Below are 22,209 nucleotides of genomic sequence, written 5' to 3' on the forward strand. Positions count from 1 at the left end.
ACACAGGATCCACATCCTGTGTTTTTTTAGATTATAAAATAAGTTAGTAACCCCACACCTATACAGAAGATAATGTAGAGTTTATTATTCTTGAGATTTTCTTCGCTTAGTGCAATGGTATAAAATTGGAGCGCTACAAAACCAGAACCAATTCCTTTCACGATTTGCGAAGAAGTCAAACTAATAAAGTACAGTAAGAAAACAAGTACGATTAAGAAAACCAATGACTTTGTTTTCATTGGAAACTTTGCCATGATACAGTGCCTCCTAAAGTAGATTTGATTACTACTTATTGATTATATCCATAATACTTTCCCAGAATATGATCTAATTGATTGACGATCTTAAAGGAATCTTCTGATGTATTGAATTTGATACCATCAACATTTGTCTGAGAAAGTCCCGGTACGATTGTTACAATGTGTTGATTATCTTCGTAAAATGAAACTTCAATACCTTCTCCTATCATTATCGGCCCCACATATTTATTCCTTAGTTTAACTTGTGAGATAAGTTCAATAATTACGTTAAAATCAGGATTTTCTTGAGACACTTCCACTATCTCATTATGATGACTTAATGTAATTCTTGAAACTTTAATATCCTTGATACTGCTGAGCTTATTTTCATTAACTTCGACAGTGTAAAACATACCAAAGACTATAGCAATGACAATTAGAATCACTAACTTTGTTATACGTTTCATAGCATGCTCCTATCTATTGACTCAGTCTGTCAATAACTAACTCTGTGTTGATAGATGATGGATGTTGCTTCTTTATTTCATTAAAGCACAGATTGTATTGCGTTGTATACCTTCCTATGTGATATTTTCTTGATATAATGGGTCTAGAGTATAAATTACAGAAAGAGGACTCTTATGAATGATGAGCAAATAATGACAATTGCCTTAGATTTAGCGCGACGTGCAGTAGAGAACGGTAATGAACCTTTTGGTGCCCTTCTTGTGAAAAATGGTGAGATTGTAGCAACTACCGAAAATAAGATTCATTCACATTCCAATCCGACGCATCATGCTGAACTCCTATTAATAAGCGAATACTGTATGAAACATCATGTTATGGATTTAGCAGACATCACCCTTTATACAAGTTGTGAACCCTGTTTCATGTGTTCGGGAGCGACAGTTTGGACATCCTTGAACCGACTTGTGTACAGTGCAGGAAGCTGTGATCTCAATCGAATCTTAGGAGAACCTGAGGTGAGCTCAAGTGAAATTGTATACCTCAACTCTCACCACCAACCGGAAGTTACCAAAAATATTCTCAATGCTGAAGGCATCGAAATATTACAATCCTATTTTGGAACCAAGTAATTCTATCGTTAAAAAAGATGATGCGTCCCAATCGATGCATCATCTTTCTTTATTCTAGTTAGCTTGTAAATACTATTTAAATTTAAAACCAATGTTTGAGACCTAATTTATCTGAAACTTATTCATAAATTAGTTATTTACTTTTATCTTTCTTTTAACAATAACACCAGCAACTAACATAACGCCAAACCCTAACATAATATAAGGAGTTAGATTTTGCGAAATACCTGTTGCAGGTAATGCTTCTTTTTCTTCTATTGGAGTTTTAACGTCTTCAGTTGATGTCTCCACTTCCTCTACGGGAGGTTTTATTTCTTCAACTGGAGGTTTCACTTCCTCAATTGGCGGTACAATTTCTTCTACTTCTTCGCGAAGATCAATGGCTTTGTATTCAATCACTTTATTCAACACTTTATCCTCAGATAGGTTTCTTTCAAATAAACTCTTAAGACTCCCCAGTTTCAAGGTGTTGATTTCAATTTCATAAACATCTCCTGGGGCAATATATTCTGAAATTTCAAATGTTGTAGTCTCTTCTTCAGTTTCAAATACAAGTACAGGATTTTTTAATGTGTAACGGTTTAATTCTGCTTGCTTTAGAGCAGGAACTGTTTCTTTTGGAACATAATCATTCGTAATTGTAATTGTGTTATTTTCAACCTTGATACTCAATCCCGGATGTTCTACATCACGATGATTTTTATTTGCTACAGGATTTCCATTTTTAAAGAGTGTCTTATGAATTGTGGTAGCAAGCTCATCTCGTTTTCCGGATGCAGTTTCTTTATCTTGAGACGCCATCCATACGATGATACCTCCCAAATCGTTATCAAGAACATAATTTGACTTGGCTTCCACAGATTTTACAGAGTCATAGCTTAAGAATGCCCCTGTATCTTTGTTATACATATAGTTCATCTTTGAAACATCATCCCAATACTCAACCATGCCTGGATACACTTTATCTAAGCGATCGAAGTTTCGGTATGCCCATAAGCCTGCTGCATGTCCCTGGTCCCCATCTACTAATGGACGATCGTTCCATGCTCCTTTTCCTACAGGAGAACCATCTTCTTTGATATGAGTTGAATCTTCAAGGATTTCACCGCCAAACCCTGGTAGATTTGCATCCGTATTGTCTGAAGAAACTTTATGGAAACCACGGCTGTAATTTGCCACACCAATCACTATTTTTTCCGAAGGAGCTCCTTGGTTTTTATAGAAGTTCACAGCATGTTCTGCAGTCCACATATTTGGATACTTAGGGTTTGCCATCAATGCAGTATGGTGATAAGCTTGTTGGTCCCAATTACCATGTGTGTCATACGTCATGATATTTGCAAAATCGATATGTTCAAATAAATCAGCAATTGCAGGACCAAAACTTGCATTCCAACCACTTGAAGTTGCTGCAATGGATAATTCGTAATCCTTTTGAGAACTCTTTGATTTTTCATCAAGAGCCTCTCTTAAATCTTTAAGTAAAAGAGGGTAGGACCATTTGTCATCCGGGCCACCTAGAGGTGTTCCCTCATCTTCTTTATTATCAATCAAATCTGGGAAACGCTCCATTCCTGGATATTCCCAGTCCACATCTACAAAATCAAGATTTGCATAATCAACAAGACGCATCACTTGATCGACAAAATTCTTACGTTTAATATCATCTTTGGCTACTGCACTAAAATCACCAGACTTTGACCAACCACCAAGGGAAATCCCTACTTTCAGATTAGGATTTTCTGTTTTAAGATGTGTTACTGCCGATAAGAGCCCTTGCATTGAAGCATGTGGTGCATTAAGCCCGTTATCTTGTTTATAAGCGTAGATTTCATCAAACATCAAATCTCCGTTATCATCAAAATCAATAAAAGCATAATTTAAGTGTGTATATAAATCTGCCGGCATATCCTTAGGTAGGAAATTACCTTGGTCATCACCAACAGACCAGTCACCATAATACATGATGAACCTCTTATTGCTTGGTTCTTGTGCATTAACAGAAATCTTAGGTACGATACCCAAGATTAGAGTAAGACTAAAAAACATGATTAAGAATTTTTTCATGATACCCTCCCTTTTTAATCATACCAACAATATAGCACAAGCTGAAAACGTTTACAACATAAGGTTATAACATTATGGTTTATTCTTGTTCTATTTGGACCTTTACTTCTTGAATTAAGGACTCAATATCTTTGATTCCTAACTCATCCATTCGTAATGGAAGAGCTTCAATTATTTTAGGACAGACATAAGGATCGTGAAGGTTTGCAGTTCCAATTGCGACAGCACTGGCACCTGCCATGTACATCTCTAAAACATCATCAACCGTTTCAATCCCTCCCATACCAATAATTGGAATCCTTACAGCTCTTGAAACTTCATATACCATACGAATCGCGAGTGCTTTTACCGCCGGACCTGAGAGTCCGCCCGTTTTGTTTGCAAGAATTGGTTTTCTCGTTTTTAAATCAATTCTCATGGCTGTAACTGTATTAATCATGGTGATTCCATCTGCTCCGGCTTCCTCAACGGCTTTAGCAATTTCCACAATACTTGTGACGTTGGGAGAAAGTTTGACATAGACTGGTACCGTCGCAACTTCTTTTACTTTGCGTGTCAGTCGGGCAGCTACTTCAGGATCGGTTCCAAACGCGACACCTCCCTCTTTAACATTCGGACAAGAAATGTTGAGTTCAATTGCTTTTACATTCTCCACTTGACTCACACGACGACACACTTCAACATACTCATCTTCTGTAGAACCTGCCACATTCGCAATAATTGGAACGTCGAACTGTCCCAAGAAAGGATATTTTTCATTGAGAATCACATCCAAACCGGGATTTTTTAAACCAATCGCATTCAACATTCCCCCTGGTGTCTCACAAACTCTGGGAAGTGCATTACCTTCTCGCGGTGTTAATGTTGCAGCCTTTGCCATGATAGCTCCCAAAATACTGAGATCATAATATTGCGCAAATTCCTCACCAAATCCAAAACAACCGCTCGCAGGAATAATTGGATTTTTTAATTCCAATCCTGGTAAACTTACTTTTAATCGATTCATAATTCAACCTCTTTCGCATTAAATACCGGACCGTCATAGCAGACCCGTTTCTTTTTATCTTTTGTATCACACGCGTGGCATGCCCCCATTCCACACGCCATTCTCTCCTCCATTGAAAGGTATACATGCTCTATTTTTTCAAATTTATGCTGTACATAGTTTAACAAGGGTATCGGACCACATGCATATACTGAACTCGGATTAACACGTCCTATGCCATTTCCAACATGACCCTTAATGCCGTATGATCCATCATCGGTTGTAATCACAACATGACCCAACTGTTCAAATTTTTCTAAGTAGTAACAATCATTTTTATTCGCAAATCCCAAAACAAATGTAATATTTGCATGTTTTTCGTAGAGTTGTTTTCCCAGTTCATAGAGCGGGGCAACCCCAATTCCTCCGCCAACGACTAACACTTCATCATTTTCCCGAATATGAGATATCTCGAAGCCATGACCTAATGGACCCAGCACATCTACAGTATCTCCTGATTTAAGTTCTGAGAAATTTTGTGTTCCCAGTCCAACGACACGGTATAAAATCGTAACTGTCTCTTCATCAATCGACGCGATACTTATCGGTCTTCTTAAGATCAAGTCCTGTCGATTTGTTTTTATATGAAGAAATTGTCCCGATTCATTCATCATGTCGACAAGCTTTCCTTTAAGTTTCATTTCAAATATTTTATGAGCTACTTCTTGATTGGATACAATACACATATTTTCTTGTTTCATCGTCTCTCCTCCAAACTCCATGGGCTAAACATTCTTGACTCAAGAACATTAATTAATACTCGTGCTGTATCTAAAGATGTAAAGAGTGGAACACCTTGTTCCGCAGCAACACGTCGGATCATGAATCCATCACTAAATGCTTGCGTATCCCCACTCACGGTATTAATGATGAAATTAAGTTCATGACTACGAATAATGTCGAGTATATCAATATCACTTTCATTTACTTTTGATATCACAACAGCCGGTATTTGATGATTGTTCAAAAACTCTGCTGTGTTTTCTGTTGCAAGCAATTCAAAGCCGAGCATAGACAGTCTTTGTGCCATTGGAAGTACTTCTTCTTTATACTTATCCGCAACTGTCAAGAGTACTTTTCCTGTCTCATTAAAGGTATGACCGCTTGCGATAAATGCCTTATAGAGTGCTTTCTCTAAGGTGTGGTCCGAACCCATAACCTCTCCTGTAGATTTCATCTCTGGACTCAAGTATGTGTCGACACTTCTTAATTTTGCAAAGCTAAACACGGGCGCTTTTACATGAACACCATTTACTTCTGCACCGAGTCCCGATGGATAGTCAATTGGGATCCCTAACATCGCACATGTTGCAACTTGGGCCATTTGAATTCCCGTAACTTTACTCATAAATGGTACCGTTCGAGAAGCACGAGGGTTTACCTCTATAACATAGACATCATCTTTATGAACAATGAATTGAATATTCATCATTCCAACTGTATTCAAACCCAAAGCAAGCTTCGTTGTGATATTGACAATTTTCTCTTGAATCTTTACATCGAGGTTTTGAGGTGGATAGACCGCCATTGAATCCCCTGAGTGAACTCCAGCTCTTTCAATATGTTCCATAATTCCAGGAATTAAGACAGTTGTACCGTCGCAAATCGCATCCACTTCAACCTCTATACCCGAAACATATCGATCAATGAGGACAGGATGTTTGAATGATAATGTTTCAACATGTTCATGAAGTTCTTGCGTTGAAGTAATAATCTTCATGGATTGACCCCCAAGGACAAAGCTTGGACGAATTAAAACTGGATAACCAATTCTTTCAGCAATCTCTATTAACGCTTCTTCATTCATCGCACTTGCTCCCTCAGGTTGTTTAATGTCCAACTTGATGAGCGTTTCTGTAAATTGTTCTCTATCTTCTGCACGATTAATATCTTCTAATCGAGTTCCAAGAATTGTGACACCTTCTTTTTGAAGCCCTTCCGCAAGATTAATGGCAGTCTGACCTCCAAATTGAACAATTACTCCTTCAGGTTTTTCAAGTCTCACAATATGCATTACATCTTCATGAGTTAACGGTTCAAAGTACAATTTATCGGCAATTTCAAAATCAGTCGACACAGTTTCAGGGTTGTTGTTGATGATGATTGCTTCATATCCCTGTGATTGAATTGCTTGAATACAATGTACTGTTGCATAATCAAACTCCACACCTTGACCGATACGAATGGGACCCGAACCTAACACGATAATCTTTTTCTTAGTGCTGACAATACTTTCATTTTCTTCTTCATACGAACTATAGAAGTAAGCAACATCACTTTCAAATTCACCACCACTTCCGTCAACACGTTTGTAACTTGGTTTGAGTGTATGACTACCCACAATTGAGTCCGGTAAGCCATAGTATTTCTGTTGTGCTACATCTGAGCTTTTCTCGAGTTCGATAATATGTTTAATCTTATTTAAAAAGAAACGATCAATTCGTGTTAATTGATAAACATCTTCAATACTAAAGCCGCGACGCATTGCTTCAGCGATAACAAACAGCCTCTCATCAGTTGGTTTGCTCATTAATTGCGAGAGTTCCACATCTTTTTTCTTTTTCAAGGATTCAAGATGAAGCGAATCAATACCAAGCTCCAAGGATCGTACAGCTTTTAAAAGAGATGCCTCAAGATTACGCGCTAATGCCATGACCTCTCCAGTTGCTTTCATTTGCGTACCCAGTCTTCTGTCGGCACTACTAAATTTATCAAAAGGCCAGCGAGGAATCTTCGTTACAACGTAATCTACCACAGGTTCACGGAAGGCTTTTTGACCGGGAATGATCGGATGATCTATTTCATCAAGTGTTTTCCCTATCGCAATCTTCGCGGTAATTTTCGCAATGGGATACCCTGTTGCTTTACTTGCTAAGGCAGAGGAGCGAGAGACTCGCGGGTTTACTTCTATAACATAATATTGGTCACTAAAGGGATCGAGCGCAAACTGAACATTGCATCCTCCTTCAATTCCCAAAGCAGAGATGATTTTTAAAGAAGAATTTCGGAGCATAGCAATATCATGGTGAGTTAACGTTTGCGCCGGTGCAAATACGATTGAATCCCCCGTATGTACACCTACAGGATCAAAGTTTTCCATCGTACATATGACCATCGCATTATCGTCTTTATCACGGATAACTTCATATTCAATCTCTTTATATCCAGAAATATCCTGTTCTACAAGGCATTGATTAACTGGGGACATTAGGAGTCCTGAATTTACGATTTCTAGATATTCTGCTTCGTTTTCTGCTCGGCCACCACCCGAACCACCCAATGTATAAGCAGGTCTGATAATAATCGGATACCCAATCTCTTTTACGGCTTCTAATGCTTCTTTCTCATTATGAATAATAGCAGAAGGAGCAATCGGTTCGTGAAGTTCTTCCATTAAGTTTTTGAAGAGTTCACGATCTTCTGCTTTTTCAATAGCTTCAACAGACGTTCCAAGAAGGATGACTCCCAGTTTATCAAGAATTCCTTTATTATAAAGTTCTATTGCTAGGTTTAATCCTGTTTGCCCACCCAGATTAGGAAGGATTGCATCGATACGTTCTAACTTTAAGATACGTTCTACAAATTCAGTTGTGAGTGGTTCAATATATACTTTATCTGCAATATTAGCATCCGTCATAATTGTTGCGGGATTTGAGTTCACTAGAACAACTTCATATCCCTCTTCACGAAGTGCTAGACATGCTTGGGTACCTGCATAGTCAAATTCCGCAGCCTGACCGATAATAATTGGACCCGATCCAATGACAAGAATTCTTTTGATTGTTTTCATTAGTGTTGCTCCTTTTCTTGTTTCATATTCTCTATGAATGTTTGAATAATGGACTCAGTTCTTGGATCACTCTCCTCATAGTCATATCCATAAATGGATTGATATGAGTACTTATATGCCAAAGTAACATCAGTATTTAAATCTTTTTCTAACGTCATTACATGTTCATCTATCACTTTAAAACCACCGTATAATGATTTAACTAGTTGTGGTTTCATCGCTGTGGTCTGCGAGGAATCAAACATTCTATTTTCGGGTAACACTCCAAGTAGAAGATGTGCCCCCAATCCCAATCCAAGAATTGGAATTGATTTAAAGTTTGATTTGATTGCTTCAATGTGATTGTCTTGTACTTCATTAGCCAGAGATCCATTGCTTAGCAAAATGCCTTCCGGGTAAGTTGCGTCTATGGTTTCAATCGAACTTGTGTATGGCAAAACGGTGATATGACACTGATGATTCATGAGATTTTGAATCATTGTTTGATTCACACCAAAATCAAGAATTGTAACCCGAGGCCCTTTTCCTTGAACTTGATAAGTTCCATTAATATGCTTGATACTTGGTTTTTCATCACTCGATTTTGAAGATTCTAATGTATCAGAAATTATCGCAGTTTTAATGTTATTCTGTCGTATGTAACGTACAAGTCTTCGGGTATCAATATCTTTAATTCCTGGTATTTTATTCAGTATCATTGCTTCTTCCAGTGATTTTTGAGATCTCCAGTGGGATGGTGTCATTGAATACTGACGCACAATTACTCCGGAACATCCCCCTTGCAACGATTGGTCATCTTCAATGTTTATTCCAGAATTTCCAATACTGGGATAAGCATAAATAACAATTGTTTCTTCATTGTTGGGTGATGTCATTACTTCTTGATATCCTTGTGCACCAGTATAAATTTTTAAGGATCCTGAAACTACTGATTGGTACCCAAAGGCTTGTCCAATAAATACTGTTCCATCTTCCAAGATTAAATAACGTTCCATACAATCTCTCCTTCGACTACTGTCAGAGCACACATACCTTGAAGTTTGGCACCGATAAAGGGTGTGTTTATTGATTTTGATTTAAATTCTGTTTCTTTTACGGTATGTTCAGTTTCTAAATCGAATACTGATATATCAGCCGATTGGCCAACACTGAGACTTGACCCCTTGAGATTGAATAACTTAGCCGGCTTCAAACTCATCCAATCTTGAACTTGAGCTAAAGTCATCATGCCTGTTTTAATGAAATGTGTGTATATCAGTGCAAAGGCAATTTCACTGCCTGTGATTCCAAATGGGCTACCCACAAATCCTGATTCTTTATCTTCAACAGTATGCGGTGCATGATCGGTTGAGATAATATCGATCGTACCATCAAGAAGTCCACCAATAAGTGCCTGTTGATCCTCAATCGAGCGTAAGGGTGGATTCATCTTATAATTTGCATCATCACAGCAAACATCCATTTCATTTAAGATGAGATGATGTGGCGATACCTCGGCTGTAACCCGTACTCCGATCGTTTTTCCAAAACGAATGGCTGCGATACTTTCTTTGCTTGAAACATGACAAACATGATAATGACATCCCGTTTCTTTCGCAATCAAAATATCACGAGCTATTTGAGAGGATTCTGTAATGCCCATAATCCCTGGCAATCCCAATTCTTTATTACGAATTCCTTCATGCATCACACCTCCATATAGCAAGCTTTCATCTTCTGTATGGGCGACAATCGGTTTATTAATGCGAGCAGCTTCTTTCATCGCTTGATACATGGTTCCCGATGTCTGAACACCAACACCATCATTGGTATAAGCAAATGCATCCATGGCTTCCATATCCACGAGTTCATCAGAACGAAGATTCATTGTAATCGGTGCATACTGATGAACATGAACCACTGCATCCCTGACGATAATGTCTTTAATATCATTCATTTTTTTGACGGTATCCGGTATGGGATTGGTGTTAGGCATCGCACAAATTGTTGTGAATCCACCTCGAGCTGCTGCATTACTTCCAGTCTTTATAGTTTCTTTATCGGTAAAACCTGGTTCTCTAAGGTGGACATGAACATCAACCAATCCAGGCATCACAAGTTTCCCACCTAAATCAATCACTTCATCTCCCTGTAAATCGTTTCCTATCGCGACGATAACACCTTTCTCAATCGCAATATCAACACACTTTAACGTATTCCCTCTGACTATTTGTTTTCCATTTTTTAATATAAGTTTCATTTTTTCTCCTCCATTATTTTTTCAAGTATCGCCATTCTCATATAGACACCATTCGTCATTTGCTCCACAATCCGTGATTGCTTCGATTCCACCAAACAACCCGAAATTTCAACATCACGATTCACTGGAGCTGGATGCATGATAATTGCATGATCTAAAAGTGATTCATATCGTTTTTCTGTCAACCCATACAATTCATGATAGGTTTCTTGCGTTGTCTTCATAGCATCTTCATGACGTTCTAGTTGAATTCTTAGCAACATCACGACATCCACTATTTTTAAGGCATCATCCAGTTCAATATATTCACCAAAGTCTAAATAAGATTCATCAAAGAACTTTTCAGGTCCCGAGAAATAGACTTGGGCACCCATTCTTTTTAATAATTTCATATTAGACATAGCAACCCGAGAATGACGGATATCTCCAACAATCACAACTTTTAATCCGACGATTGTTTTGAATTCATCAACAATCGTCATCATGTCAAGAAGGGATTGAGATGGATGCGATCCACATCCTGAACCAGCATTAACAATGCTAATATTTAATGGTTTTAATGTTTCATAGAAATCATTGTCACCATGCCGAATCACGGCAACATCCGCTCCTAAAGCCTGCATTGTCAACACCGAATCATACAAACTCTCGCCTTTATTTACTGAACTTGTACTCACATCAAAATTCATTGTATGTAACCCTAATTTATGTTCTGCCATTTCAAAACTATGTTTCGTTCGCGTGCTATTTTCAAAAAACATATTCACAACTGTTCCACAAAACTTAGGTAATTCACTTCCCTCTTTAAATTTGATCGCTTGAGTTATCAAATTAGCGACTGTTTCTATTTCTAAATCATCGACACTTAAGAAATTTTTCATTCTCTTCCTCCATAAAAAAACCTGAACTTACTAAAGTCCAGGCAAGAAACATCAAAATGTGTTTTCTCTTCTGGAACTCTCGGAACCAATTAAAGTGAAATCACGACTTACGATTCAATTGTTACTTCATCCAATCCATCAATCTCTTTGACGCGAACGTATACACGTTCTTTTTTAGATGTCGGTACATTTTTACCAATGTAATCTGGTCTGATAGGAAGTTCTCGATGACCTCTATCAATCAAGACAGCCAGAGAAATGTCTTTGGGTCTGCCCAAATCCATCACACCGTCCATTGCGGCACGAACTGTTCTTCCTGTAAATAAAACATCATCAACCAAGACAACCCGTTTATCCGTTAGAATTGCTTCATGGTTTTGTCTCACAACATCATGATTATCATCCCGATAATCATCGATATTAATTGAGAGAACAGAAATATTACTTTCAATTTCCGAGATTTTAGTTGCAAGTCTTTTTGCAAGATATATTCCTCGCGTTTCAATACCAACTAATACAACATTCTCAACACCCATGTTCCGTTCAATAATTTCATAAGAGAGACGTGTCAATGCACGATCCATCTCTTGATCATTTAGAATAGTTTTAGACATAGTTCCCTCCATTAAAAAGAGTCTCTTCTACGCGAAAAGAGACTCATTAAGAATACTTTAATGGTATGAACTCTTTCCTTCGCTGCCTCACAGGACAATGTTAAAGGACTTCTTTTTATCATCATAACGCGACATTTATTCTAAGTCAACTCAAACTCACTCAAACATGATGAAATATTTTATTTGTCTTGAAAATATGTTTTATGTTTTATATACATTTTAGAAATTATTATTGCAAACGCTTAGATTATATGTATAATTGGTTTTAGTAAGGGCTTTCGCCCGAGGAGGGAATATGGAAAAAGCATTAGCGTGGATAGAAGAAAAACTTCTCCCACCATTATCGAAGTTAGCGGAACAGCGACATTTACAAGCTGTACGTGATGGTATTATCTCAACAATGCCAATGATTATGATTGGAAGTTTCTTTGTATTAATAGTAAACTTCCCAGTTCCAGCTTGGAAAGAATTAATTGCGCCTTATGTTGCACAAATTATGATTCCGTATAGAATCACTGTCGGTCTTATGGCTGTTTATGCAGCATACGGAATGGGTAGCGTTCTCGCTCAATCTTATAAACTTGATGGCACATCAGGTGGGGTTTTATCACTGGGTGCATTCTTAATGACAATTGTTCCACAAGTTGCGGTATCTGAGGCAACAGGGAATTCTTTAGGTTTCACACTTCCAATGACCTATCTTGGTGGTGCAGGTATGTTTACCGCAATCCTTTCAATGATTATTGCAGTTGAAATTCTTCGTTTCTGTAAAGAACATAACGTCACCATACGCATGCCTGAACAAGTGCCACCTGCTGTTGCACGTTCATTTGAGGCAATTATTCCGGGTATGATTGTAATCACTTTAATGTGGTTCGTTGCAGTTATCTTAAAAATTAATATTAACGAAGTACTCATGGGAGTTTTCTCACCACTTGTAAGTATTGCTGGTAACTCCTATGCTGGTGTCATTATTCCAGTCTTACTCATAACGATTCTTTGGTCTGCAGGAGTCCATGGTGTCTCAGTTATAGGATCCATTATGCGCCCTATCTGGATTGTTCTTTTAGAACAAAATATCACAGCTGTAGCAGAAGGTCGTGTCGCAACAAACATCGGTACTGAAGGCTTCTTCGATCTCTTTGTTTGGATTGGCGGATCAGGAGGAACATTAGCTCTTTGTGTCTTAATGTTATTCTGTAAATCATCGTACCTAAAACAAATTGGTAAGTTATCCATTGTTCCAGGTATCTTTAACATTAATGAACCTGTAGTATTTGGAGCACCCATTGTGGTTAACCCCATTCTAGCCATTCCATTTATAGTTGGACCAGCAATTACCACAACAATTACTTATATTGCAATGAAACTTGATTTAGTAGCACGTGTTAGTGTCGTAGCACCATTTGCGGTTCCAGCTCCAATTAAGGCCTATCTTTCAACAGGTGGTGATTGGCGAGCTGTCATATTAGTACTTATAAACTTTACAATTTCTCTATTAATTTATTATCCATTCGTGAAATCTTACGATAAAAAACTTTTGGCTGAAGAAGTCATTACTGAAACTATAGCCTAATTTAAAACTAAATAAATATAAAAGAGCCATTAAGCTTGTGATGAAACACAGCAATGGCTCTCTTTATTATTTTGAACATAGAAATCAAAAAAGTATCATATCCTGATTTCTTTATAAAATCAGAACCCATTAATTTTACAAAAGATTAATTCTCTCTTTTTCTATTTTTCATACTTAGAATTGAAGCACCACACCCCAAAATTATAACGATACCACCAATCATAAGCATGTTATTATCAATACCGGTATTTGGTAATGTAGGTGTCTTATTAATTTGTTCTTTATTTTTTCCGTTATCTATTGTGATTACTGGCTTCACTGGATCTACTGGCTTTACAGGATCTAACGGCTTCACTGGATCTACCGGCTTCACTGGATCTACTGGCTTTACAGGATCTACTGGCTTTACAGGATCTACCGGTTTCACAGTTTTATCATATATAACTGTGAATTCCTTACTATGATTACTATACTCTTCTTCAATTAGTCCATTTTCTATAATTGAATACCCTTCAATTTCAGGAGCCTTATACTTAAAAACATCTCCTACCACAGGTATAAAATACTCAGCTTTTCTTAATTCGTTTCCAGCCTTATCCTTGAAGTTCACAATATAAGTAGGTAAGTTCAAGTCTATTTCTATAATTTGATCATCATCTTTATAGTCATAAACTCTCGGAATATCTTTATTCACTAAAATATAATCATTAACGAATGAATTGAGAGTTGCCTGTTCTCCATCAACAGCAAATTGATTAGGATATTTTGTTGTGAATTTACCATAGGATGTTTCAGACTTTAAAAGTGTTCTACTTCCATCAGCATTTACCAGATTATAGTTAAAGGTAATTTTAGATTTCGGTCCAAATAGTGTAGAAATTTTTGCAATCTTTTTCCCTGAGCTAGCTTCTCTTGCCCTCAAAGTTTCATAATCTAGCTTGCCCTCGAGTCCTATTTCTCTACTTCCATCTACGTAACTGATGTAGTATCCATAGTAAGTATATTCTGTAATTCTAAAAAGGTTTCCGCCAGAAAAAATATTTTTTAAACTTTCATCAGGATATGCCTCCCAATTAGAATTACTCTCATTTAGTTTGATGTCATCATCACTGAGATAATTCCTTCCACTAATAACTCCAGTTAACTTACCATCCTCTTTATAAGTTTGATTAATCACCAATTCTTCAATATGAATATCTTTGGACAGTGGATCATAGTCTGCGGAAATAATCATAAATGTAGGCGAAATAATTAGTACAAGTGTTAAAACTATTATTTTAATTTTCTTCATAAATTCTCTCCCTTATAAAAGAAATTATATCATTTGATAAATTCATAGTAAGGGCAAAACGAGGAATCTCATTATTTTATCACATTACATCACAGAACATTCACTTTAAATCTATTTATGACAATTTGTGGGATAGAATAGTTCAATCTACTATCATTAGTTCTAATATTAAAAATTAAAACTGGACTTTCGGCCAGTTTTTTTATGCATGTGATAGGTATGGAAGACACATCGTGTTTCCAAATGTATTTTCTGAATCGTTAATGACAAAGAGTGCATTATCATCAAAGTCTCCCTCTGTAACATGCATATTTTGACTATCTATGGGTGTAAAGCCTAGTGTAACTTTTGATGTATCAGTAAGTGAACCGATAATTTCTTCTAAAGAAAGTTTTATAGTTCCATAAACATCAAAGAGCATATGAGTTTCATCGTCATAAATGGCGTATATTTCTAAAGATTTACTATAATAAATCATTTCACTAAATGGACCGCTGAGATAAAACATAATCAACGACAGGTTATCAATCATTTCAACTTTAGAAAAAGGGTTTCCAATCTTATAGTATTGTGTAAAATGAGACAGATGATTTGCGCCTGATAGATTAATTTTTTTAAAATCGTGGTTGGATGGTTGTTCGTTTGAAATGACATATTGGTATTCATTGTGATACTTAAATCCAAATTTAGGATAGAAATCTAAAACGGTATCATTCGCGAAAAGATAGATGCATTGATCTTTATAATCTGTTAGAACTTGATTCATTAAATATCGGATAAGACCTTTGTTTCGATACGCCTCTTGAGTGCACACTGTTCCAATTTGAATCACATTATAAATATCTGAATCCTTTTTAATTCTCATTTTATTGACGGATACATTCGCAACAACGACATCATTATCCAGAAGTACATAGGGCTGATATTGATCTTTCCAATACCCTTGTTGGTACCAGTCTTCAAAACTGATTTCAAATACTTCAAGAGTAAGTTTGTTAAAGCTTTGACGGATGGCGGGCATATTTAGAATATCATTTGTGAATTGATATTCGTGGTTATTAATTAATACTTTTTTCATTGCGTAATTCCTTTCATAATGAGCTGTTTACCAAAAGTAACGGCATCGCTCTCTGTATAATTCCCTAAATACTTCTGAATCCAAATCATAGAAACAATCGAATGAATTGTATTCTCAAGAAGTGGTAAGGGAATCTGAGAATTTAGAATCTTGTTGTGATAGCATGTTTCAAGAAACGCATAATAAAAATCTAGTTCTGTTTTGAGAAGTGACAATATTTTGTCTGTGGATTCGGGATTCGGGTAGTAAAAAAGATAGTACACATGGTCACCATTTTTTATTAAAATTTCCAGTATTCTCTCTAACTTCAGATCAAGGTTAGTCTCATCGATATTTTTAAGCGCAACCTTCAATTTACCAATCGAGAGTATTGCAAGTTCAAAGAGAAAATCTTCTCTTCCCGTAAACATTCTATGGAATGTTGCTTTGCTTATCTGAGAATTCTTCGCAATGTCTTCAACAGATGCCATTGGATTCATCGTCATATAGCTCAAAGAGTTTTCCAGTACATAGTTTCGTTTTGTCATTTTGATACTCCTGTGTCTCATTTGATACTATAGTATATCATATACGAGTGTTTGTAAATAAAAACAGTTCTTTTTACTATTAATAAATATCTACCCGTATAACGGGTAGTTTTAGTATCGCCCTAGAAGGGCTTCCTGCTCACGACCCTAAAGGGGTTTTTTCATTGAGACTGACAACCGCTATTTCATTGCTTACTATCCCTTAAAGGGATCAATATATTCTCGCTTTGTCATTTCATCTCGTAGCTTATCTTCTGTCTCTTGGCTTCTAATGTAGTTCTCAATTGTTTTCTGATTAAGTCCTACTGTACTCACATAGTATCCCTTTGCCCAGAAGTTTCTATTTCCTTGTTTATATTTGAGATTTGCATGCCTATCAAAAATCATCAATGTACTTTTACCCTTAAGGTATCCCACAAACGCAGATACCGATAATTTCGGTGGTATCTTCACCAACATATGAATATGATCTACACATGCATGGGCCTCAATGATTTCTACATCTTTCATTTCACATAACTTTCTTAGAATTGATCCGATGTCTATTCTAAGTTTCCCATAGATTACTTTGCGTCTATATTTCGGAATAAACACAATGTGATACTTACAATTCCATCGAGTATGTGCTAAACTATTTTCACTTGGTACCAAGTTATTACCTCCTTGTTTATATTTGCGATTGTCAGTCACATTTATAATAACATGGAGGTTTTTTTCTGTTACAACTCTATAAGTTTATGTTCTCACACGCATAGCGTGTGGTTTTCTAAAACGATAATAAAAGACCCATCATATTGAATGACAGGTCTTAGTACTCTATAAAATTTAAAACAGTTCTTAATTAATACCTTACTTTTGTTCGTATTTCATTTTTTCTTCTTTCATTTTCTTTAAGGATTTATGAATTGTGAAAATTCCAAAACATAAAACTAATATGGAAATGATGAGCATAAATAATGATCCTTGAACTGAATTCATAGATGATTCTCCTTTCTCTCACGTGTTATTAGTCATTCTTTTTAAAGTTGAAAAACTCATAGAGAAGTTATTATCGATTATGTTTATCAATAAGATATGCTAAGAATTCGAATCCATCTTCTAGATTAGAGTCGATATCGAGTTTCCATTCCCAGTTAGGAGATCCTATAGTTCCGGGAGAATTAATACGTGTTTCATCTCCCATTCCCATAAGGTCTTGCATGGGTAATATAGCCCAGTCTGCATTTAAAGATAAAGTATAAGAACATAATTGTTTCCATAACGTTCTTTCGTTAATACCTAGGTCTCTTAAATTGGCAGAAATTTTCAAATGATTTCCAGGTGTTAAATCTTGGACCCATCCTTGAATCGGTTGGTTGTCATGTGTTCCTGTGTAGACTAAAACATTGGTTCCCATTGATGCATCACGTTTCAATTCATTAGGTTTAATATTAAATTGAATGATGGTCATTCCCATTAAGTTATAGTCATCTCTAAGTTCTAACACTTCTGGACGTAAATCTCCTAAGTCTTCAACAACAAGGTTTAAGTCTTCGATATTTTCATACATACAATCAAAGAATGCGTGTCTTGGTCCAAGTCGCCATTCACCAATTCGAGCGGTATCACTTGTACCAGGAATTGCCCAGTAAGTATCAAATGCTCTAAAGTGATCAATACGAATCACATCAAACATCCGTTGGTTCCAGCGAAGTCTTTCTATCCAAAGTGAATAGTTATCTTTCGCCATTGCATCCCAGTCGTAGAGTGGATTGCCCCAATGTTGCCCTTCATCACTAAAATGATCGGGTGGAACACCTGCAACCCAGGCAGCACTTCCATCAGGGTTCAAAAGAAATTGATCACGATGGTGATAGACTTCTGCGGAGTCATGCCCTAGGTAAATGGGAATATCACCCACAACAATAATTCCAAGACTATTCGCATATGCTTTGAGATCCATCCATTGTTCATAAAACACAAACTGAACAAAGCGCTCATATTCTAAATTCTCCTCTAATGTTTCAAATTCAGTCCAATCAAGCCATGATGCATTATCGTTATGTTTTTTTAATGCGATAAATTCAACATATTCATCAAGCCATGGTTTCGATACTTCCAAGAAAGATGCATAGGCATCATTTTTCTCAAAGACTTCAAAGGCTTGAAGCAATGCAAATTTCTTACGATCACGAACACTATCGTAATGAATTGTAGTTTCCCTTTCAGGCTCAAAATCATATTCTAATCCGAGACTTTGAAACAGAACTTCAATAGATATATAGATTTCATCTCCTGCAAATGAGGAATAGGTTTGATAAGGGCTATTGCCATATCCAACTGGATTTAAGGGAAGGATTTGCCAGATTGTGGCACCGGTGTCAGCCAATTGATTAATCCAATCATAAGCACTTTGACCAAAGTCTCCAATTCCCAGTGTTCCTTCAAAACTCGATACGGGCATTAACACCCCTGCAGTACGAGTATGTTTCATATTACACCTTCCAAATATCTCTATTATATTCTTCAATAGTACGATCACTTGAGAAGAATCCTGCACGTGAAATGTTTATTAACATTTTTTGTGCCCATTCTAATCTGTTTTCGTAGTCAGATATCATTCTATTTTTTGTTTCTATGTATGACTCAAGATCAATTAAAGTCATAAACCAGTCTTTTGTAATGAGCTCATGGTGAAGTCTATCAAGATTTTCTTTCTTACCAAACGCAAGCATTTCAAGTCCATTAATAAAATCAACAGCATTTCGAATCATTTCATTATGATTATAGTAGTTACCTGGATGATAATCTCCTAACTTGTAATGGTTAATGATTTCATCACTAGATTCTCCAAAAATATAAATATTCTCTTGTCCTACAAGCTCACAAATTTCAACGTTTGCACCGTCCATTGTTCCAAGTGTTAAGGCACCATTTAACATGAATTTCATATTACCGGTTCCACTTGCTTCTTTTGATGCAAGTGAAATTTGTTCGGAAATGTCACTTGCAGGAATCAACATTTCTGCCTTAGTAACATTATAGTTTTCTACAAATACAATTTGGAGATGTTGATTTACCTGTGGATCTTGATGAACCACTTCAGCTAGAGTAAGGAGTGCGTGAATTATATCTTTCGCAATCGTATAGGCTGGAGCTGCTTTAGCACCAAAGAATAAGGTAATCGGGCGACTTGGGATATTTCCCTTTTTAATTTCTTGATACATATGAATTGCATAAAGCAGATTCATTTGTTGACGCTTGTATTCATGCATACGTTTAATTTGAATATCATAAATTGAATGAGGATTAATTTTAGTATTTTCGGTAGCTAGAATAAAGTCTGCAAGTTCTTGTTTCTTCATATCTTTAATGGCTAGAAGTTCTTTAAGACTATTCTCATCTTTCGTAAATTCTTCCAGTTTTTGAAGTTCCATTGCATCACGTTTAAATCCATCACCAATACGAGTTTCAATAAAATTAGTTAGAGGTTTATTGGTATACATCAACCATCTTCTGAATGTAATACCATTTGTTTTATTATTAAATCGTTCTGGATAAATATCAAAGAATGGTTTTAATTCACTGTTCTTAAGAATTTCTGTGTGCAATGCTGCAACACCATTTGTAGATTTACTAAAATGAATTGCTAGAGACGCCATGTGAACACGTTGTTCATGATCGATGACTGCTGTGCTTGGATCTTGACTGCGCGTTTTTCCAACTTCATCAAGTCTATGAAGAAGCGTGACAAGCTCTGGATCCATTGCTTCAAAATAATGAAGAGGCCATTTTTCTAATGCTTCTGCCAAGATCGTATGGTTTGTATATGCACAGGTGTTTGAAATAACCTTAACTGCATGGTCAAAGCTAATACCTTTATTCAACATCTCACGTAAGAGTAAAAGAATAACCATTGAAGGATGAGTATCATTAATTTGAATTGTAACAAATTCATCCAAGTGATCAAGATGATCACCATGTTCTTTCAGAATCCATGCAAGACCACATGAAACCATGAAGTATTGTTGAATGAAACGGAGTCTTTGACCCGCTTCAGTGGAGTCATCAGGGTATAGGAATAACGTTAAGTTTTTATCAATCGCTTGTTGATTAAATTGAATTCCAGCTTCAATAATAGAATCATCAAGTGATTCTAGGTCAAAAAGACGGAGTGGTGCTTTTTCACCATTATATCCAAGAATATCAATTTGATACATACGACCCGTTACTTTAACGTCGCCAAGCATCACTTCAGTAGCAAAATCAGTTTTGTTTAACCAACCTGGTTTATCCAACCAAGCATCTTTTTCTTCATGTTGTAAGTTTTTGGCGAATACTTGTTTAAATAATCCGTAATGATAAACCAATCCCAATCCTTGACCATTAAGACCTAGGGTAGCGATAGAATCCATGAAACATGCAGCAAGACGTCCAAGTCCACCATTCCCAAGGGAAGGTTCGGGTTCATAAGCTTCAATATCCGTAATATTATGACCGCTTTCTGCTAGTGTATCCTTGAGGTCATCGTAAATACCTAAGTTCATCAGGTTATTCGATAATAATTTTCCAATTAAAAACTCTGCTGACATATAGTAAATGGTACGTTCACCATGTACTTGGGGTGTTTGATTTATTTTTTCTTGAGTTAGGGCAAGGACTGCCTCGTAAATTTGTGCGGTAGTTGCTGATTCTAATGAACAGCTCATCATGCTTTCTAATTCTTCTTTAAACATATTTTTCCTCCGAAAACGTTTTCTAAAACGTATTAATAGTAGAGGGTTCTCACCCTCTTTTACATAATAACATCATCATATGATATGGTTTTAATTTCATAGTCAAGTAAGATTGCTTCTGAAGGATTTCCTTGAAGCAAGTTGTGTACGGCATTCACTGCTGCAACTGAGATTTTATAAAAATCTTGATCTACAGTATCGATTTTGGAATCGATATATCCTAACAGTGTAATCCCATCATAACCACAAACAGGTCTAAACTCATCCATTTCTTGAAGTCCATGGACAGCTCCAATGGCAATCAAATCGGAAGCACAGATGACAAGATCTGCATCTTTTGCATGTTTGATTGTTAGCTCACGCGCTTTCTTTTCACTAAAATTAGCATATTGTGCGTTGATTTTCACGTGATTGTGATCACATGCATCCACAACACCTTGGAGACGTAAATCAGTGACATAGCCGTCACGACGTCCTGCTAGGTATAGAATTTTCTTTGCCTTATGACGTTGAATCATCATCGAAGCAATTTCATATTGCGCTTTTTCATGGTCTACCATGACATATGAGGTACGAGGTCCTTGGATGGGTGCATCCACAACAACAGTTGGGAAAACATCCATATCAATTACCTCTTGATATTCTACTGCCTCTTTAGAGAGGCCATAATATACAATAGCATTAACACGTAAAGAATTAAAGTATTGTAATATATCACGGGCTGTTTTTTTCTCAAGAACATTTGAGAAAACTGGAATAACTTCAAGTTTGAGTTCTTTAGCTTGATTCATTGCTCCGAAGAGATATTGCATATTAATCTCATCAATTGCTTGACGTTGGTTATTAATGAAAATGACTAAAGCAACACGTTTCCCCTGCTTTGAGGAAAGTGCTGATGCGATGGAGTTCGGAACATAATTGAGTTCATCCACAGCATCCATTACTTTTGCTCGTGTAGCGTCGCTAATACTACTGTAATTGTTTAAGACCTTCGAGACTGTCGAAACACCTACACCGGCTTTTTTAGCGACATCGTTAATACTAACCATG

The 22,209-nt window shown here is 36.5% G+C and carries 20 protein-coding genes; 2 read left to right on the plus strand and 18 right to left on the minus strand.

What is annotated here, in order from left to right; genetic code table 11:
- Positions 1-26: 26 nt before the first annotated feature.
- Positions 27-254 (minus strand): hypothetical protein, encoded by a 228-nt coding sequence (locus tag H9L01_RS10470; protein WP_187533892.1) that lies wholly within the window; start codon positions 252-254, stop codon positions 27-29.
- 35 nt (positions 255-289) lie between these two features.
- Positions 290-706, minus strand: a complete 417-nt coding sequence (locus H9L01_RS10475) for a hypothetical protein (RefSeq protein WP_187533893.1) — start codon at positions 704-706, stop codon at positions 290-292.
- 174 nt (positions 707-880) lie between these two features.
- On the opposite strand from H9L01_RS10475, the gene H9L01_RS10480 reads away from it, so the two are divergent.
- Entirely contained in the window at positions 881-1,336 is a 456-nt protein-coding gene (locus H9L01_RS10480) for a nucleoside deaminase (protein WP_187533894.1), read from the plus strand.
- A gap of 129 nt (positions 1,337-1,465) precedes the next feature.
- On the opposite strand, the gene H9L01_RS10485 is transcribed toward H9L01_RS10480, so the two are convergent.
- From H9L01_RS10485 to pyrR, 8 genes are all read right to left on the minus strand, one after another.
- A complete protein-coding gene (locus H9L01_RS10485; protein ID WP_187533895.1) occupies positions 1,466-3,403 on the minus strand; it encodes a glycoside hydrolase family 18 protein in 1,938 nt (645 codons plus the stop codon).
- Between the two features lie 79 nt (positions 3,404-3,482).
- Positions 3,483-4,409, minus strand: a complete 927-nt coding sequence (locus H9L01_RS10490; protein WP_187533896.1) for a dihydroorotate dehydrogenase — start codon at positions 4,407-4,409, stop codon at positions 3,483-3,485.
- Complete coding sequence (locus H9L01_RS10495) at positions 4,406-5,149, minus strand: dihydroorotate dehydrogenase electron transfer subunit (RefSeq protein ID WP_187533897.1); 744 nt, start codon at positions 5,147-5,149, stop codon at positions 4,406-4,408. The genes H9L01_RS10490 and H9L01_RS10495 overlap by 4 nt, the downstream gene beginning before the upstream one ends.
- Complete coding sequence (gene carB / locus H9L01_RS10500; protein WP_187533898.1) at positions 5,146-8,238, minus strand: carbamoyl-phosphate synthase large subunit; 3,093 nt, start codon at positions 8,236-8,238, stop codon at positions 5,146-5,148. The genes H9L01_RS10495 and carB overlap by 4 nt, the downstream gene beginning before the upstream one ends.
- Positions 8,238-9,233: a carbamoyl phosphate synthase small subunit gene (locus H9L01_RS10505; protein WP_187533899.1), complete on the minus strand. Its 996-nt coding sequence runs from the start codon at positions 9,231-9,233 to the stop codon at positions 8,238-8,240. The genes carB and H9L01_RS10505 overlap by 1 nt, the downstream gene beginning before the upstream one ends.
- A complete protein-coding gene (locus H9L01_RS10510; RefSeq protein ID WP_187533900.1) occupies positions 9,218-10,477 on the minus strand; it encodes a dihydroorotase in 1,260 nt (419 codons plus the stop codon). Before H9L01_RS10510 ends, H9L01_RS10505 begins: the two co-directional genes overlap by 16 nt.
- On the minus strand, positions 10,474-11,358 hold the full coding sequence (locus tag H9L01_RS10515) for an aspartate carbamoyltransferase catalytic subunit (protein ID WP_187533901.1): 885 nt from the start codon (positions 11,356-11,358) through the stop codon (positions 10,474-10,476). Before H9L01_RS10515 ends, H9L01_RS10510 begins: the two co-directional genes overlap by 4 nt.
- Before the next feature lie 107 nt (positions 11,359-11,465).
- Positions 11,466-11,972 carry a bifunctional pyr operon transcriptional regulator/uracil phosphoribosyltransferase PyrR gene (gene pyrR, locus H9L01_RS10520; RefSeq protein WP_187533902.1) on the minus strand — a complete coding sequence of 169 codons (507 nt, stop codon included), beginning with the start codon at positions 11,970-11,972 and terminating at the stop codon, positions 11,466-11,468.
- A gap of 295 nt (positions 11,973-12,267) precedes the next feature.
- On the opposite strand from pyrR, the gene H9L01_RS10525 reads away from it, so the two are divergent.
- Positions 12,268-13,548, plus strand: a complete 1,281-nt coding sequence (locus tag H9L01_RS10525) for a PTS sugar transporter subunit IIC (RefSeq protein ID WP_187533903.1) — start codon at positions 12,268-12,270, stop codon at positions 13,546-13,548.
- A gap of 145 nt (positions 13,549-13,693) precedes the next feature.
- Here the strand turns inward: H9L01_RS10525 and H9L01_RS10715 are convergent, their stop codons facing one another.
- The 8 genes from H9L01_RS10715 to H9L01_RS10565 form a co-directional block, all read right to left on the minus strand.
- Complete coding sequence (locus tag H9L01_RS10715) at positions 13,694-14,839, minus strand: LPXTG cell wall anchor domain-containing protein (protein WP_223151028.1); 1,146 nt, start codon at positions 14,837-14,839, stop codon at positions 13,694-13,696.
- 202 nt (positions 14,840-15,041) lie between these two features.
- A complete protein-coding gene (locus tag H9L01_RS10540) occupies positions 15,042-15,917 on the minus strand; it encodes a GNAT family N-acetyltransferase (RefSeq protein WP_187533906.1) in 876 nt (291 codons plus the stop codon).
- Positions 15,914-16,444 (minus strand): TetR/AcrR family transcriptional regulator, encoded by a 531-nt coding sequence (locus H9L01_RS10545; protein ID WP_187533907.1) that lies wholly within the window; start codon positions 16,442-16,444, stop codon positions 15,914-15,916. Before H9L01_RS10545 ends, H9L01_RS10540 begins: the two co-directional genes overlap by 4 nt.
- Before the next feature lie 195 nt (positions 16,445-16,639).
- Positions 16,640-17,095, minus strand: a complete 456-nt coding sequence (gene tnpA / locus H9L01_RS10550; protein ID WP_187533212.1) for an IS200/IS605 family transposase — start codon at positions 17,093-17,095, stop codon at positions 16,640-16,642.
- Positions 17,096-17,293: 198 nt separating this feature from the next.
- Positions 17,294-17,422, minus strand: coding sequence for a hypothetical protein (locus H9L01_RS10915; RefSeq protein ID WP_281381185.1), 129 nt, complete (start codon positions 17,420-17,422; stop codon positions 17,294-17,296).
- Between the two features lie 70 nt (positions 17,423-17,492).
- Entirely contained in the window at positions 17,493-18,917 is a 1,425-nt protein-coding gene (malQ, locus tag H9L01_RS10555; RefSeq protein WP_187533908.1) for a 4-alpha-glucanotransferase, read from the minus strand.
- Between the two features lies 1 nt (position 18,918).
- A complete protein-coding gene (glgP, locus tag H9L01_RS10560) occupies positions 18,919-21,159 on the minus strand; it encodes a glycogen/starch/alpha-glucan family phosphorylase (RefSeq protein ID WP_187533909.1) in 2,241 nt (746 codons plus the stop codon).
- 59 nt (positions 21,160-21,218) lie between these two features.
- Positions 21,219-22,208, minus strand: coding sequence for a LacI family DNA-binding transcriptional regulator (locus tag H9L01_RS10565; protein ID WP_187533910.1), 990 nt, complete (start codon positions 22,206-22,208; stop codon positions 21,219-21,221).
- Position 22,209 lies beyond the last annotated feature (1 nt).

This window comes from Erysipelothrix inopinata, from assembly GCF_014396165.1.
In the GTDB taxonomy this organism is placed as follows: domain Bacteria; phylum Bacillota_I; class Bacilli_A; order Erysipelotrichales; family Erysipelotrichaceae; genus Erysipelothrix; species Erysipelothrix inopinata.

Bases quoted from the DNA above. Each gene is read 5' to 3' on its own strand.
- H9L01_RS10470 (WP_187533892.1), bottom strand. From the start codon at position 254: ATGGCAAAGTTTCCAATGAAAACAAAGTCATTGGTTTTCTTAATCGTA.
- H9L01_RS10475 (WP_187533893.1), bottom strand. From the start codon at position 706: ATGAAACGTATAACAAAGTTAGTGATTCTAATTGTCATTGCTATAGTC.
- H9L01_RS10480 (WP_187533894.1), top strand. From the start codon at position 881: ATGAATGATGAGCAAATAATGACAATTGCCTTAGATTTAGCGCGACGT.
- H9L01_RS10485 (WP_187533895.1), bottom strand. From the start codon at position 3,403: ATGAAAAAATTCTTAATCATGTTTTTTAGTCTTACTCTAATCTTGGGT.
- H9L01_RS10490 (WP_187533896.1), bottom strand. From the start codon at position 4,409: ATGAATCGATTAAAAGTAAGTTTACCAGGATTGGAATTAAAAAATCCA.
- H9L01_RS10495 (WP_187533897.1), bottom strand. From the start codon at position 5,149: ATGAAACAAGAAAATATGTGTATTGTATCCAATCAAGAAGTAGCTCAT.
- carB (WP_187533898.1), bottom strand. From the start codon at position 8,238: ATGAAAACAATCAAAAGAATTCTTGTCATTGGATCGGGTCCAATTATT.
- H9L01_RS10505 (WP_187533899.1), bottom strand. From the start codon at position 9,233: ATGGAACGTTATTTAATCTTGGAAGATGGAACAGTATTTATTGGACAA.
- H9L01_RS10510 (WP_187533900.1), bottom strand. From the start codon at position 10,477: ATGAAACTTATATTAAAAAATGGAAAACAAATAGTCAGAGGGAATACG.
- H9L01_RS10515 (WP_187533901.1), bottom strand. From the start codon at position 11,358: ATGAAAAATTTCTTAAGTGTCGATGATTTAGAAATAGAAACAGTCGCT.
- pyrR (WP_187533902.1), bottom strand. From the start codon at position 11,972: ATGTCTAAAACTATTCTAAATGATCAAGAGATGGATCGTGCATTGACA.
- H9L01_RS10525 (WP_187533903.1), top strand. From the start codon at position 12,268: ATGGAAAAAGCATTAGCGTGGATAGAAGAAAAACTTCTCCCACCATTA.
- H9L01_RS10715 (WP_223151028.1), bottom strand. From the start codon at position 14,839: ATGAAGAAAATTAAAATAATAGTTTTAACACTTGTACTAATTATTTCG.
- H9L01_RS10540 (WP_187533906.1), bottom strand. From the start codon at position 15,917: ATGAAAAAAGTATTAATTAATAACCACGAATATCAATTCACAAATGAT.
- H9L01_RS10545 (WP_187533907.1), bottom strand. From the start codon at position 16,444: ATGACAAAACGAAACTATGTACTGGAAAACTCTTTGAGCTATATGACG.
- H9L01_RS10915 (WP_281381185.1), bottom strand. From the start codon at position 17,422: ATGAATTCAGTTCAAGGATCATTATTTATGCTCATCATTTCCATATTA.
- malQ (WP_187533908.1), bottom strand. From the start codon at position 18,917: ATGAAACATACTCGTACTGCAGGGGTGTTAATGCCCGTATCGAGTTTT.
- glgP (WP_187533909.1), bottom strand. From the start codon at position 21,159: ATGTTTAAAGAAGAATTAGAAAGCATGATGAGCTGTTCATTAGAATCA.
- H9L01_RS10565 (WP_187533910.1), bottom strand. From the start codon at position 22,208: ATGGTTAGTATTAACGATGTCGCTAAAAAAGCCGGTGTAGGTGTTTCG.